Consider the following 15,096-nt stretch of genomic DNA (forward strand, 5'->3'; position numbering starts at 1 on the left):
ACTCCTTTTTTCAACCTTACCAAAAAGTAAAGTGGAAATGCTACCTCTGATTTTCTTTCAACATACAAGCCAAAAAGGACATCTCAACGTGAGATGTCCTACCATTTTTATAATCCGCCTAAATAAGCTGCCTTTACTTGCTCACTCTCTTGTAGCTCTTTTGCTGAACCAGATAAAACAATACGCCCTGTTTCAAGTACATATGCACGGTTAGCGACAGATAATGCCATATTAGCATTTTGCTCTACAAGTAATACGGTTGTTCCTTCTTTATTAACCTGCTCAATAATATTGAAGATATTTTTCACCATCAACGGTGCAAGACCCATCGAAGGTTCATCCATTAATAACAGTTTTGGTTTTGCCATTAAGGCGCGCCCCATCGCCAGCATCTGCTGTTCCCCACCAGACAATGTACCTGACTGCTGTTTTCGGCGCTCTAATAATCGTGGAAATAACTCGAAAACATGATCCATATCTTTTTTAATACCTGCTTTATCATTACGCAGATACGCACCAAGCTCTAAGTTTTCCTCAACTGACATATTGGCAAAAACACGGCGTCCTTCTGGAACGTGAGAAATCCCTGATTTAACAATAGTCTGTGCCGCTTTCCCAGCTATCGAAAAGCCTTCGTATTCGATAATGCCACCTTTTGGCTTTAATAAACCTGACAATGTCTTTAAGAGCGTACTTTTTCCAGCACCATTTGCACCGATTAACGTTACAATTTCACCCTCGTTTACTTCTAAAGAGAGGCCCTTTAATGCTTGGATATTGCCATAAAAAACATCGATATTTTGTACTTTTAGCATTAGCCGATAACCTCCTCTCCAAGGTATGCTTCTATTACCTTTGGATTGTTGCGAATTTCTTCTGGTGTCCCGTCAGCGATTAATTGTCCGTGATCAAGTACGTAAATGCGCTCACAAATACCCATAACTAAGCTCATATCATGCTCAATCAGCAATATTGTTAAACCGAACTCTTTACGAATAAATGCAATTAGCTCCATTAAATCGTGAGTTTCTTGTGGGTTCATCCCTGCTGCTGGTTCATCCAATAGAAGCAGTTTGGGATTTGCTGCTAACGCACGAGCAATCTCTAAACGACGTTGCATCCCGTATGGCAAATTCTTAGCTAGCTCATCTTTATAGACATCTAAGCCAAAGATTTTTAAGAACTCAATGGACTGTTGCTCCATTTCGGCCTCACCTTTGAAATGCGTAGGTAAACGAAAAATAGAAGCCCACATAGAATGCTTTGCAAGTGAATGATTGGCTACCTTTACATTGTCAAGAACAGATAGCTCTTTAAATAATCGAATATTTTGGAACGTACGGCTGATCCCTTTCTGTGTAACCTGATAGGGTGCAAGTCCATTCAATTTCAGACCATTAAAAGTAATTGTACCTTCCGTAGGTGTATATACCCCTGTTAACATATTAAAGCTAGTTGTTTTTCCAGCTCCGTTTGGCCCAATAAGTCCTACCAACTCGCCTTGGTTAAGGTACATATTAACACCCTGTACTGCCTTTAAACCACCGAATTGAATACCCATATTTTCAACATTGATAAGAAGGTTTCCAGTCATTATTTCGTACCTCCCTTTTTACCAAACTTAAATAATTGTGTTATCTCTTTCGTTCCCATTAAGCCTGTTGGACGATAAAGCATCACGATAATTAATACTAAACTGTAAATAATCATACGCGTTTCTGGGAAGTTTGCTAGATAAGTAGACACGACTGTTAGGAAAATCGCAGCAATCACTGAACCAGAAAGACTTCCTAAACCACCAAGTACAACGTAAATTAAAATATCAAATGATTTTAAGAAACCGAATGTTGTCGGTTGAATAATGTAAAAGTTATGTGCAAAAATGGCTCCTGCTAGACCTGCGAAGAAAGACCCAATCGCAAATGCAACAACTTTATAGTAAGTTGTGTTAATACCCATCGCATCTGCTGCTATTTCATCTTCTCGAATGGAAATACACGCACGCCCATGACGAGAATTTGTAAAGTTTGAGATAACTAGAATCGTTAACACTACGCCAAAGAATGCGTATGTCCAGTTCGATAAATATTTAACCTGCATCCCTGCTGCGCCACCAACATAATCCGTATTTAAAAAGATAATACGAATGATCTCTGCAAATCCAAGTGTAGCAATCGCTAAGTAATCCCCTTTTAAACGAAGCGTTGGAATCCCTACGATTAAACCAGCAACTGCTGCTGCAGCAGCCCCTAATAAGATGGCCAATGGGAATGGTAACATTAACTTTGTTGTAATAATAGCCGATACATACGCTCCCACTGCAAGGAATCCAGCATGCCCAATTGAAAACTGTCCAGTAACACCAATTACAATATGCAAGCTGACAGCCAACATGATGTTAATACACATTGTGATCAACATATTTTTATAGTACAAATCAATTACTTCTGTTGTAATCAACAATTGTACAACTGCATAGATGACTAGCGCTATTACGGCATAGCCCCAGAAAACTTTAGACTTTTTCATAAAACCGCTCACCTACACTTTCTCACGGGCGTTTTTACCAAAGATACCCGATGGTCTGAAGATTAAGATTAAAATTAAAATAACGAATGCCGCTGCATCACGCCATAACGAGAAGCCAAGTGCACTTACTAAGGACTCTACAACACCTAGTAACATACCACCAACCATAGCGCCTGGGATGATACCAATACCACCAAGAACAGCTGCGATAAATGCTTTAACCCCAGGAATAACACCCATTAACGGGTCAATTTTTGTATAATAAACCCCAAAGATAACACCTGCTGCACCAGCTAAAGCTGAACCAATCGCAAACGTTGCAGAGATTGTATTGTCAACGTTAATACCCATTAAGCGAGCTGCATCTGCATCGTGGGAAACAGCACGCATCGCTTTACCGATTTTTGTTTTATGTACGATGAATTGTAAAAGAATCATCAGTACAACTGCGACTGATAAAATTAAGATGGAAGTACTGCTGATTTGAACGCCAAAAATATCTAATGATTTATTTTTGAAAACTTCAGGATATGCTGCTGGTTGTGCACCTCTGAAGAAAATTGTTGTATATTCAATTAATAGCGATACACCTATCGCTGTAATTAAAGCTGCGATACGTGTCGCATTTCGTAAACGTTTATAGGCAATACGTTCAATTAATACACCAAAAATTGCACAAACTAACATCGCCAATAATAATGCTGGGAAGAAACCAAGCTCCCATTTAGCAATAGCGTAAAAGCCAATAAATGACCCAATCATGAAGACATCACCATGAGCAAAGTTAATCAGCTTGATAATACCGTATACCATCGTATACCCTAACGCTATTAACGCGTAGATACTTCCAAGTGAAATACCGTTCACAAGTTGCTGTATCCATTCCATGCGCATTCACTCCTTTAAATTTTCTGAAAATTGAAAAATAAGTACATAGATCGATACTAAAAGTTATGTTTTGCTCTACGATTCTAGTTATCTAACACACAAAAAAGGAAGGCGTGTTTACCCGCCTCCCCCTTGCTTACAAAACATTAAGGATTAACTTTAGAGTTGAACACTTGTTTACCGTCTTTAAATTCAAGAACTGTTGCTGTTTTAATTGGGTTATGATTTTCGTCAACTGAGAAAGTACCTGTTACTAAAGAAAGATCTTTTGTTGCAGCTAATTCATTTTTAATTGCTTCCCCATCTGTAGAGCCTGCACGTTTAATTGCATCAGCAATGTAGTAAATTGTGTCATAACCAAGTGCGTTGAATGCGTCAGGCGCTTTGTCACCATTTGCCGCTTTAAATGCCTTTACGAAATCTTGAATTTTTTGATCTGGGTCTTCAGCAGAATAGTGGTTTGTGATGAATGTGTTATTCAATGCATCCGCGCCAGCTAATTCAATTAAAGTTGGAGAATCCCAACCATCAGCACCCATCAGAGGTACATCAATGCCCATTTCGCGTGCTTGTTTAACAATCAAACCTACTTCTTCATAATATCCAGGGATAAAGATAAAGTCTGGATTTGCCGCTTTAATATTTGTTAATTGTGTACGGAAATCTGTATCCTTCGCTACATAAGCTTCTTCTTTTACAACTTTTCCGCCACTCTTCGTAATCGTTTCTTTAAAGGATTTTGCTAAACCTTTTGCATAGTCTGATGCATTATCTGCAAAAATAGCTACATTTTTCGCATCTAGCTCACCTGAAGCAAAATTAGCTGCTACAATCCCCTGGAATGGGTCAATAAAGCATGTACGGAAAGCATATTCATTAACACTGCCATCCTCATTTACTGTGATATTTGGTGCTGTACCAGAACCTGTAACAATAGGAATTTTATTATCATTTGCAATTTGAACAGTAGCTACTGTATTACCTGAAGTTGCAGGTGCTAGCATTGCTACTACTTTATCCTGCGTTGCTAGTTTAATAGCAGCTGAAGTTGCTTCAGAGTTCTCTGATTTATTATCTACTTTAATCAGTTCAATTTTCTTACCATCAATACCGCCAGCATCATTAATTTCTTTTACAGCCAGTTCTGCACCTAGCCCAATAGAGGAACCATAAGATGCTACATTCCCTGAAAGCTCTAAGTTGGCACCGATTTTAATTGTATCGCCATCAGATGAACCTCCGCCTGATGATGAGCCTCCGCCAGAACTTGAATCGTCTCCGTTACCGCAACCAGCAAGAACACCAGCAAGTAATGAAGATGCTACTAAAAGTGAACCGAACTTCTTAAGCTTTTTGCTCTCTCTCATAATTAAATTCCCCCTGAAAATTTCTCAAATATTAGATATTTCTGATAATTATAAACAATTAAATTCATTTACTCAATAGCCAAAATAATTATTTATAACTATCTAAAAACAAAAGAAAATATTATTCATATAAGCCTTTTTCATTGTAAAACATTCTTTATATTTAGTCTAGAGTGATTTTTCAGTATAATTAGTTATTTATGAATTATCTTTTAATTCAAACTATAGACTAGTACAAAACTATCAGATGAAATTGTTTTTTTAACATAAAGTCTGCTTAATTTATAGAACCTCTTCCTCTATTACAATTATTTCCCTGAAAATAATCAAAAGAATACGAATAACTAATTGCTTATATCTGTACTGCTAATAGGAAAAAGCTTAGAGTGGGTTTCCCCATACTCTAAGCTTTTTTTAATTCAAAGACACAAAGGCGCTCATTAATATTTGTTTCATTTTCTAAATGCACTTCATGAAGCAACTCAAATGGTGTTCCATGATGTAAAAATTGTAAATAATCGTAAGGCGGATAATATAAAATTATATGAATATCTCGCATTCGCTGCTCATAGGATTTCCAAATATTGTGAATGACTGTGCGAAAAATATGGATTGAAAAAGGATTAAAAAAGAAAAACACATTATCACGTGACTTTATTTCATATGATTCGGCTATTGTATGAATAAACTTAATAGGGGCATGTGCTCTCATTTTTTGAAGATAACTACGTTTATTTTCTTCAGCCTCCGTATAAAACCCTGCATCCATTTCTATCCCAATGGTTGGTATATGGAACTTATGGTGCACATAAATAGGAACTCGCCCTTTCCCGCACCCCATATCAATAAATACTGGATTGTCAGGCATCTGATACGCAGCGAATAATTGCTCCAATCCTCTGTAGGGTGTTGGCTCATAACGATGATAGTGTGCAAGCTTAGGAAAGCCATATTGCTCTCCCACCGTGTTTATATGCAAATGTTTATCAAATTGCTGTTCATTCATATGAAAGGACTCCTCAAAAAAGAATGCTTTATTTTAACACGATAAAAAGCAAAAACCATACCCAAAGATATTGGATATGGTTATTTTCTAACGACCTCTACGTTTAAATTTAACAACAAAGAGAAGTGCAAGAAGGAGTAGCACTAGGCATGTAATGGCTGTAAACATTGTATTTTTATCAATAACAGGCTCGTGATTCGCAGCTTCACTATTCGCACCAGGCATTCCCATTGGGGCTCCATTTCCATCAGGAGGTTGCATTTGTTCTCCATTTTGTCCATTTCTCGGACCCTCGCCCTCTCTATTAAAAGGTGGGCTCTTTGATGGATCAAAGTCCTCTGGTAGCTGACTTGGATCAAAATCATCTGGCATCCAATCCATTTCACCATTTTCACTTGGTATTGGCATACCCATATTGCCCTGAGAAGACGTAGATGCTTCCACAACAAGCTCCCCAGACAGTTGCTTTAATATAGATTCTGAGCGCTGTTTGGCAAATTCCGGCAAGCTATTTTCACCTTCAACTGCTTCTAAAAACTGCTCCGTAGTAGAGAATTTGGTTGGATCCGCCTCCACATAAGTAGTTAATAGCACAGCTAATTTTTTAGTAATGGATTGCACATACTCTTCTGTTAAATAAGTTGTCGCTAGTTCTTCTAAATAACCTTCATATTTGTCACGATATTCATCATTCGAAAGCAATGCCTTCAAGAGTGGCCGCTCCTCTAATGTTGTGCCAGAAACAGGTGTTGTCACACTAAAATTAATAGCACTATCATTTATTAGATTGCCCGACATGCCCATTCCCATGTCAACGCCGCCACCTCGTTGTTGCTGCATACCCCCATCGCCAGTTTGATCGGGTTGTCCATTGTTTTGTGCCACTGGTTTTTCCATATTAGTAGTAACGTCAGCTTGATTTTCACCGTTTCCTCCTGCTATTCTACCGCCTCCAGCCCCAAAGCCACCAAAGGACATGTTGTAATCCCAAGGAATAATAGAAAACACACCGTTCTGTTCATATAAATAATAGTTATGTTTCATATTCCCTTGATAACTATCTAAATTCACAAGTGCTGTGTTGACGGCAAAATAACGTAACATTTCATCCACATCGATATACTTTTCTATGTCTCCACCATTATTAATTGCGTCTAGCATTTCAACTAATTTGGATTGATTAATATTACCTTCATTTGTTTTTAATCCGATACCTGTATAGTCTTCGATATCGTCGCTTATATATTTTAAATCGCTGCCTGTCCCATCTGGCTTAAATAAAAAACCATCATTAGAGCCGTAATTATTAGCCAGGAATGTCTCATCCACAGCTTCTACCCCTAAGAACAAACCACGCTCCTCACCATTCACTGTGACATACATATAGGAGTGTGCTGGTGTTGGTAAACCCATTTGCTCCATCAGTTCATAGGAGATATACTCTCTCATTAATGTAGAGTCACTATAATTATTGTTTAAATTAAATTTTTTTAAGCCATACAAGCTTTGTGTATCATCATAATAATCAAAATCGATTTTTAAGCTATAGCGATCTGAGTCACTATTGACAACCGATCGTAATGATAGATTGCCCTTTGTACGAATAGCAACATTCTCAACTTTCTTGCCGTTTACTGTAATATCTGCTTGTTTTAATTCTTCAGCAGAAGCATTTTCGAGCATGTCAGCCCAATCTTCCTCAGCAATTTCAATATCAACTGTTGTTACTTTATTTTTATTAAATACTATATTCTCATAGGAGAACTCAGAATTTTTCGTTTCAATGCCTACATTCGGAAGTACAGCATATATCACGACAAAGAGAAGGAGTAAAATCACCATGCATAGATAGACAATTCGTGTTTTAATCATAGCCGTCACCTCTCATCGTAGTTCTATTTGTTAATGAGGTCATTACGCTGTGAAATTCCCATCATAGCTCAGCATAATGGCTGATTTTACACCAGCTACCTTTGTTAGTTCTTCCATCAATTTTGCATCATTTTGTTTTACACGAATTTCATAAGTTGTTTCGATTTCATTCTGTTGCATAATGGATTTCGATTTGAGAGCGAATTTTTTTGTTTGCGCAGCAATAATTCGCTCAATTTCAGCATTAGCCAATTCCTCTTCAAACTTTACAATTAGTAAATACGGATTTTCTACCGTTATTTTATTAACGAATATTAGCAATACAAGTCCGATTAAAATAGCACCAATAATCACTAATGGAATAAAGCCAGCACCACATAAAATACCTGAAACAATTGCCCAGAAAATATAGACTAAATCCATGGGATCCTTAATAGGTGTACGGAAACGTACAATAGATAAGGCACCAACCATACCAAGTGACAGCAGAACATTTGAACTGATTCCCATAATCACTAGTGCTGTTGCCATTGTCATTATAAGTAGTGAGATATTGAATGAATGTGAGTAAATGACTCCATTAAAGGTCTTCTTATAAACAGCATAAATGAAAAGCCCAATAAAAAACGCTACTACTAAACCAATAATTGAATCGATTAATGAAAACGAGGTTGTTTTTTCTAAAAAGTTGGATTTAAAAATATCACTAAATTTAATTGTATCCATTGTTCATTCTCCTTTATTATTAGCCGTACATACGACTAAGTTGATATTTTGAATAGGCCTCAGCACGAGTATCCACTGACTGTAGTAAATATTTGATGATGTCTGGTAGATATTCATCGTACTTTACCTCTAAAATAACAAGATTAGGCTCCAGCACATCGACCATAGGCAAGTTTTGATTAAACATATCCGTGTTGCGTAGACTCGATTGCACCTTACTATCAAATGTCACACGCACATTGCCAAACGGATAGATATAGGCTTCTCTCTCGTAATCCACTACCGTAGTAGGTCGCAACTGGTTGTAATTCATCTCATGATATAAATCTAGAATTAGCGCTCGGTCATCATTCTTCATCCAGGCTATCTCGCCAATACGTAGTTTTTCATACTCAGCTTGAGATATTGAACATTTTGTTTTAAAGGTCACATTGTTACGCTTACTCTTCCGCTCAAGATTAATAACATTATTAGACTTGCCGTATATGCGTACTCGATATTTATCTCGATTAATAAAGCCTTCTTTTTCTCATTTAACACTTTATTGGCAAAATTATCGAAGTACGTACTACGAATTAAATATTTACCGTCTAAGCCAGCATGATGATCACGCTGCATAACATGCTGAAGCTTGGCTTTTAATAATGCATAATCTGGATAGGAGATCGCTTGCTTTATTTCTTGGCGACCATTTGGATTAAATGAAGTAACTATTGGCATTTCATCACTCTCCCTACTTGTATTAGTGTCAGACTGACTAACCTTTAATGCTGCTCGTCCCTTTGTTCATTTCCCGTCTACATCGTTTACTATAAAGGGCTTTTGTGTCAGGCAGATGTCAGCTTTACAAATTCTTCAACTCTCTTTTACAAAACAAAGCAGATTTCTGGGAGACGGATTAAACCAACACTAAGAAGGCTACTACGCTCTTATAGCGTAGTAGCCTTTTGCAATACTAATTCAAAATGTGTTCCAGAGGGATTGCTTTCAATTAATCGCAAATCGCCCCCAACAGATTGGGCCATCATTTTACTAAGTGGTAATCCTAAACCCAAGCCGCGAACAGTATATTTTTTATTTTCCCCTCTATAAAAGCGCTCAAAAATAAATGACTGATCCTCTAGAGGGATTCCATGTCCTGTGTCCTTCACCATCACTGACAGAGCCTCGCCATGATCTATCAACCTCAAGGTTATTGTTCCTTTGTCCATCGCCTGTTTAGCATTGGTTAATAGGTTTGTAATGATCTGTTGGATACGAACAATATCTATCTGTACAAGCACAGGTTTTTCTAACAAATGTAAATTAACTTTTACATGTTCATCTTCCTGCATGACTTCCCACTGTGCCACCGCCTCTCGCAGTAGCTGATTAACATCTACTGACTCTATCTGCACAGGAATAGCATCGACAGCAAAATGGTTAAAGGCAAGTAAGTCACCGACCATTGTTTTCATTTTTGTCGTTTCGACCATAGCCATTTCAATGAATTCCATAGCATCCTGTCCCGTTACAACACCATCTCTTACAGCCTGTAATAAACCACTTATAGAAGTGACAGGTGTTTTCAATTCATGGGTGACACCTGCTAGTAATTCCGTTCGAGTTTTCTCCAGCTGTTCTAATTTATTTGCCATATTTTTAAAGGAGGAAACAAGCTCATAGATTTCCTTTTCCTTACTATATTGAGGCAAATCAATTGCATAATTGCCTTCCTGTACATGCTTGGCAGCCTCTGCTACTTGTTTAATGGGATGGGCCAAACGCTTTGACAGAAAGTAAATAGCGATCCAGCCTAATAATGCTAATGCTCCAATTAATATGGCAAGCTGTCCATATGCTTGGTTAACTCTTGTTAAATTATCCTTCTTCTCCATCACCAGGGCCCAGCCCAATAACTCATGATTATTTTCTATCTTTCTTTTCACTACATATTCAGGTTCAAGTCCATCCTTTATTTCCTTAGTACCTTCTTTTCCATCTAACAAGCCAGCTACATTTTTAGCACTACCAGGTGGTACAGGACGGTTGCTAGTCAGTATATTTCCCTCTGTATCTACAACATACAAAATCGGATCGATCTCTTTCATATTAAAACGCTGACGATCCCCTATGAAACCTGGAATACCATTTATAGGTCCATTATTAGGATTTGTTGTATCCGTTAAACGATAGACCGTTTCGTCTGCTAAAAACTCCATTAATTCTAATCGATTTTCAAATGTTGTATGTCGAATCCACGCTGCTGAGATTAAAGATATAATAGCTAAGCCTATAAAAAGTGTCAGTAAATATCGGCTCGTCCAATATTGAAGTAAGGATATTCGCTTATTTTTTTTGAACACTTAGCTGATACCCCAATCCACGTAGTGTCTTTATTTCTCCTTCCGCTTCATCCCATTCTTTTAAAGCCTTCCTAAGCCTCTTTATAGCTAAATCTACAGCACGATCACTACCCTCATACTCCCATCCCCAAACTTGATCTATAAGCTGATCCCGGGTAAATGTTTGATTAGGGTGGTCAGCTAAAAACATGAGCACTGATAAATCTCTTGGCGTTAATACAATCTCTTCTCCACCCAAAAGCACTTTATGCGCTTTACAATCAATCACTAGAGACCCATACTGCTTACTAGTAGCTGAATCAGAACTACCTACAGCACGTCTTAAAACAGCCCTCACTCTTGCAACAACTTCATCTGCGATAAAAGGCTTGGCAATATAATCATCTGCCCCATGATCAAACCCCTCTAGACGGTAATTAACCTCACCTAATGCTGTTAACATGATAACTGGGCAAGTACTTCGTTCTCTTATTTCTTTTAAAATGGACCAACCATTTTTTTCTGGTAACATAATATCTAGCAACACTAGATCTGGCTGTGTTTCACGAAACATGACCAAGGCTTGACCACCATTGAAACATTGTGTCACACTATAACCCACTTTTTGTAAATACACCTTTAAAACCTGGCTTATTGGATATTCGTCCTCTATTACTAGAATGTTTGCCAAAGTCAATCACCTCGCTACTAGTTCACTCTTATATTCATTATAGCACTGGATTATGTCAGTTAAATGTCAGCCTATCCATTACCCATAAACTACTAGCACAGATTATATAGAGGACATCTATTGACAATGTCTTCCTCAGCCACTTATCATTGAGTGCGAATGATAATCAATGATAATTCATTCAAAAACCTAGTAAATGAAATTAAGGGGGGTAAAAGCATGATTATTGTAACTAATCGTATTCAAGTAAAACCCGGTTTTGCTGCAAGAATGGCACCAAATTTTACAAAGCCAGGTCCTCTGCAACAGTTTGAAGGCTTTCATAAAGTAGAGGTATTAATTTCAACTGATGATCCTACTTATGATGAAATGAGTGTTAATATGTATTGGGAATCTAAGGAGCATTTCCAAGCATGGCGTAATAGCGATGCATTTGCTGCAGCCCATCAACGCCCAAATTCGGGCTCTGAGGGAGAAAAGGCTGACAGTCCAATTATCGGCAGCAAAATAGTGGTGGCGGAATTAGCTTCTTCTATTGAAGCCTTAAATTAATAAACGACGATTAAATTACTTATACATTATCTTCTGATTCTATCTAAAAAGCCCTGCATGGTTGAACGATCATGCAGGGTCTTTTTTCTTGGTATAAGAAACATTGATTAAATCAATATAAAAGAATGACTAGTATATAGCCCAGCACGGATAGACAGACCGAGCCAATTAAACCTGCAATAAATGCCTTTACACCTAGCTCCTTAAATGTTTTCATTTCAACATTTAGCCCTAGACCAGCCATTGCCATCGCAATTAAGATATAAGCAGTATCAACTAATGCTTGCGATACATTCGCCGGTATAATCCCTAAAGAGTTGATAGCACTCATCGCTAAAAATCCTAAAATAAACCACGGTATGATGGATAAAGAAAAGGCTTTTTTCTCTTCACTTTTGTCCATTCTTCGATAGAAAATACCAATAACAATTGCTACAGGTACGAGTAGGGCCACTCGTGTTAATTTCACGATGACGGCTATATCAATTGCTTCATTTCCACCAGCAGATGCAGCTGCAATTACATGCGCAATTTCATGTAATGTCCCCCCTGCGAAAATCCCATACGCAGTAGGTGTTAAATCGATGATGGAATAAAGTACCGTATAAATAAGTGTGAAAATAGTCCCCAATAACGCAACAATCGCTGCCCCTACCGCCGTTTCCTTTTCATTTGCTTTAATTTGAGGTGCAATTGCCACTACTGCAGCAGCTCCGCAAATGGCAGTCCCGCAAGCCGTTAATATCCCTAGCTTTTGATCGACTTTAAATATTTTTGTTAGGCCGTACACAACAATTAAGGCAAATAGCAGATTAATGACTGCAATTAAAAAAACGTTAGCACCCGCATGATAAATATCTGCCAAATTTAAGCGCATACCCAATAAAATAATACCAAAGCGTAATAGCTTCTTGCTGGAAAATGAAATACCTACTTGCCAAGAATCTTGTACTTTAAATGTTGCTCGCCAGGTCATCCCTAATATAATGGCAATAACCAACTGTCCCAATATTGAAAGGAAAGGAAATGTGGCAATATATTTCGCTACTAAAGCAATAAGAAGCGTTAACAATATCCCCTTCAAGAAATTTGGATTAAGAGTAGATTTTAATTTATGCTGTCTATTAACCATGATGTTCACTTCTTTCTCCCTTGTTGATTATTACTTTAATAAAGAGTGCACTATTAGTAAAATACATATATATAATTATTATTATTAATATTTCTAATAATAGGGGTGAAGATATGCAATTGGATGCTTTAAAAACATTTATCACACTGGTTGAGGTCAATAATTTTACAAAGACCTCTGAAATACTTCATATTTCACAACCAAGTGTTAGCTTACACATTAAGAATCTAGAGCAAGAATTACAAACAACCTTATTTATTCGCTCCCCAAAATCGGTGCAAATTACACCAACTGGTGAAATTCTTTATAAACGAGCAAAGCAAATCATGGCGATAGCTGAAGCTGCAAAAGAAGATATCGCTGCCTATCATCAAGAGGTACAAGGTACGCTAGTCATTGGGGCAAGCTTTACAATTGGCGAATATATATTACCTCCAATTATTGCAAGCTTACAGCAACAATTCCCACAACTTGAACTTCAAATTATTATTGGCAATACAAAAGAAATCATTCAATATACAAAATTACTGCAAGTCGATATAGGTCTAATTGAAGGACAGGCTCATGATAATGAACTAGTCATTAAGCCATTTATGCAAGATGAGTTATTTATTGTTAGCGACAGTAAACATCCTCTTACAAAGCAACAACCTCTGACTGCTGATAAACTCCAGCAGCAAAGCTGGGTTGCGCGTGAAGAAGGCTCTGGAACACGTTATTATCTGGATCATTTATTCAGAGCAAATGGTTTACAGATTCATTCGCTTTTGACTATTAGCAGTAATCAGGGCGTGAAGGAGAGTGTAATGCAGGGACTTGGTCTTTCTTTATTGTCTGCCTGTGTGATAGAACGTGAATTAAAAAATGGAGATATGACTATTCTGCGCCTTGAAGGACAGCACTTTATGCGAACATTTTCTTATCTTTGCTCACCTACCATGAAAAATAAGCGCAATGTCGACATACTGATTGATATCTTAATAAAAAAGCATAGCGATTCTTTTCTCGTCGCTAAGCTCTTTTTATGGTTCTTCTCGTATTAAAATGTTTACTTTCAATGATTTCAACAAATTTCATTGCTGCTCTAGAAAGAGGTACTGACTTCAAATAACACATACCAATACTTCTCGTAGGAATACTTTCCCTTAAAGTTAATTCATAAAGAAGTCCACGTTGAAGATAGTCCTTTGAAAATTCCTTTGTTACACATGCAATGCCAAGGTTACTACGCGCAAATTCGAGTACTAAATCATGTGAGCCTAGCTCAAACTCTGGCTCTATGTGAACGCCTCTTGCAAAAAGATAATCTTCCACATACTTCCTTGAATTCGATTTTTTCTCTAGAAAGATAAGTGGAAATTTTAAAAGGTCCTCATAGTTTAAACTTTTAGATGAAAGTGTTTTATATTTTTCCCCACAGACAAAAATATCCTGAATATCTGTACATACCGTTAACTGTAATGTTGAATCTTCAATTGGAAAATTACAAAACCCTATATCTACTTCACCCGATTTAATAAAATTACAAATTTCAGAGGTTGTGCCATTTAGCATTTGCAATTTAATATTCGGATACATTGTATGGAATGCTTCTAAATAAGGCATTAAAAAGAAGCGTGAGATCGTATCACCTACACCTATTTTTAATTGCCCTGTTGTTAAATTTTTGAATTCAAGTAACTTTTCTTCACCAGCATCTAAAAGCCCTAAAGCAGAATTAGTATATTCAAAAAGTAGGCTACCCTCTGTTGTTAATGTCACACCTTTAGGAGTTCGATTAAAAAGACGTGTGCCAAGCTCATTTTCTAATTGCATCATTGCCTGACTTACAGCTGGCTGTGTCATATATAAATCTTTTGCCGCACTAGAAAAGCTATTATTTTTTGCTACAACACTAAAAACACGATATAAATCTAATTTCCCTATCATATAAGCACCTCTTATAGCTATTATATGAACTATTAATTTTACTTATATCATTAACGAGCCTTATAGTAAAATCATATGGT

The 15,096-nt window shown here is 37.2% G+C and carries 14 protein-coding genes and 1 pseudogene; 2 read left to right on the forward strand and 13 right to left on the reverse strand.

The features are described 5' to 3' along the window. Positions 1 to 107 precede the first annotated feature (107 nt). From LBYS11_RS22450 to LBYS11_RS22500, 11 genes and pseudogenes are all read right to left on the reverse strand, one after another. Positions 108 to 815 (reverse strand): ABC transporter ATP-binding protein, encoded by a 708-nt coding sequence (locus tag LBYS11_RS22450; RefSeq protein WP_048395515.1) that lies wholly within the window; start codon positions 813 to 815, stop codon positions 108 to 110. Then, positions 815 to 1,594 carry an ABC transporter ATP-binding protein gene (locus LBYS11_RS22455; RefSeq protein WP_048395513.1) on the reverse strand — a complete coding sequence of 260 codons (780 nt, stop codon included), beginning with the start codon at positions 1,592 to 1,594 and terminating at the stop codon, positions 815 to 817. Before LBYS11_RS22455 ends, LBYS11_RS22450 begins: the two co-directional genes overlap by 1 nt. Beyond that, on the reverse strand, positions 1,594 to 2,529 hold the full coding sequence (locus LBYS11_RS22460) for a branched-chain amino acid ABC transporter permease (protein WP_048395511.1): 936 nt from the start codon (positions 2,527 to 2,529) through the stop codon (positions 1,594 to 1,596). The genes LBYS11_RS22455 and LBYS11_RS22460 overlap by 1 nt, the downstream gene beginning before the upstream one ends. 12 nt (positions 2,530 to 2,541) lie before the next feature. Continuing rightward, a complete protein-coding gene (locus LBYS11_RS22465) occupies positions 2,542 to 3,417 on the reverse strand; it encodes a branched-chain amino acid ABC transporter permease (protein WP_016992164.1) in 876 nt (291 codons plus the stop codon). A gap of 146 nt (positions 3,418 to 3,563) precedes the next feature. Then, a complete protein-coding gene (locus LBYS11_RS22470; protein WP_016992165.1) occupies positions 3,564 to 4,784 on the reverse strand; it encodes an ABC transporter substrate-binding protein in 1,221 nt (406 codons plus the stop codon). Between the two features lie 403 nt (positions 4,785 to 5,187). Further along, positions 5,188 to 5,790 carry a hypothetical protein gene (locus LBYS11_RS22475; protein WP_054548946.1) on the reverse strand — a complete coding sequence of 201 codons (603 nt, stop codon included), beginning with the start codon at positions 5,788 to 5,790 and terminating at the stop codon, positions 5,188 to 5,190. 87 nt (positions 5,791 to 5,877) lie between these two features. Beyond that, a complete protein-coding gene (locus LBYS11_RS22480) occupies positions 5,878 to 7,662 on the reverse strand; it encodes a CotH kinase family protein (RefSeq protein ID WP_103119007.1) in 1,785 nt (594 codons plus the stop codon). A gap of 42 nt (positions 7,663 to 7,704) precedes the next feature. Further along, on the reverse strand, positions 7,705 to 8,388 hold the full coding sequence (locus LBYS11_RS22485) for a DUF4956 domain-containing protein (protein ID WP_103119008.1): 684 nt from the start codon (positions 8,386 to 8,388) through the stop codon (positions 7,705 to 7,707). 19 nt (positions 8,389 to 8,407) lie between these two features. Further along, a pseudogene (locus tag LBYS11_RS22490) lies at positions 8,408 to 9,108 on the reverse strand (polyphosphate polymerase domain-containing protein). A 209-nt stretch (positions 9,109 to 9,317) separates the two neighbouring features. Continuing rightward, a complete protein-coding gene (locus LBYS11_RS22495; protein WP_103119009.1) occupies positions 9,318 to 10,733 on the reverse strand; it encodes a sensor histidine kinase in 1,416 nt (471 codons plus the stop codon). Next, positions 10,717 to 11,403: a response regulator transcription factor gene (locus tag LBYS11_RS22500; RefSeq protein ID WP_103119010.1), complete on the reverse strand. Its 687-nt coding sequence runs from the start codon at positions 11,401 to 11,403 to the stop codon at positions 10,717 to 10,719. Before LBYS11_RS22500 ends, LBYS11_RS22495 begins: the two co-directional genes overlap by 17 nt. Positions 11,404 to 11,622: 219 nt before the next feature. Here LBYS11_RS22500 and LBYS11_RS22505 point away from each other — a divergent pair, with 219 nt between their 5' ends. Then, positions 11,623 to 11,955, forward strand: a complete 333-nt coding sequence (locus LBYS11_RS22505; protein WP_048395499.1) for a heme oxygenase — start codon at positions 11,623 to 11,625, stop codon at positions 11,953 to 11,955. Between the two features lie 112 nt (positions 11,956 to 12,067). On the opposite strand, the gene LBYS11_RS22510 is transcribed toward LBYS11_RS22505, so the two are convergent. Beyond that, the gene (locus LBYS11_RS22510; protein WP_054548943.1) at positions 12,068 to 13,087 is read right to left on the reverse strand and encodes a YeiH family protein; all 1,020 of its coding nucleotides are present in this window, start codon (positions 13,085 to 13,087) and stop codon (positions 12,068 to 12,070) included. 113 nt (positions 13,088 to 13,200) lie between these two features. Here LBYS11_RS22510 and LBYS11_RS22515 point away from each other — a divergent pair, with 113 nt between their 5' ends. Beyond that, positions 13,201 to 14,130 (forward strand): LysR family transcriptional regulator, encoded by a 930-nt coding sequence (locus LBYS11_RS22515; protein ID WP_103119011.1) that lies wholly within the window; start codon positions 13,201 to 13,203, stop codon positions 14,128 to 14,130. On the opposite strand, the gene LBYS11_RS22520 is transcribed toward LBYS11_RS22515, so the two are convergent. Next, a complete protein-coding gene (locus tag LBYS11_RS22520) occupies positions 14,099 to 15,016 on the reverse strand; it encodes a LysR family transcriptional regulator (protein WP_066038322.1) in 918 nt (305 codons plus the stop codon). The genes LBYS11_RS22515 and LBYS11_RS22520 overlap by 32 nt on opposite strands. Positions 15,017 to 15,096: the final 80 nt, after the last annotated feature.

This window comes from Lysinibacillus sp. YS11, from assembly GCF_002896375.1.
GTDB classification, from domain to species: domain Bacteria; phylum Bacillota; class Bacilli; order Bacillales_A; family Planococcaceae; genus Lysinibacillus; species Lysinibacillus capsici.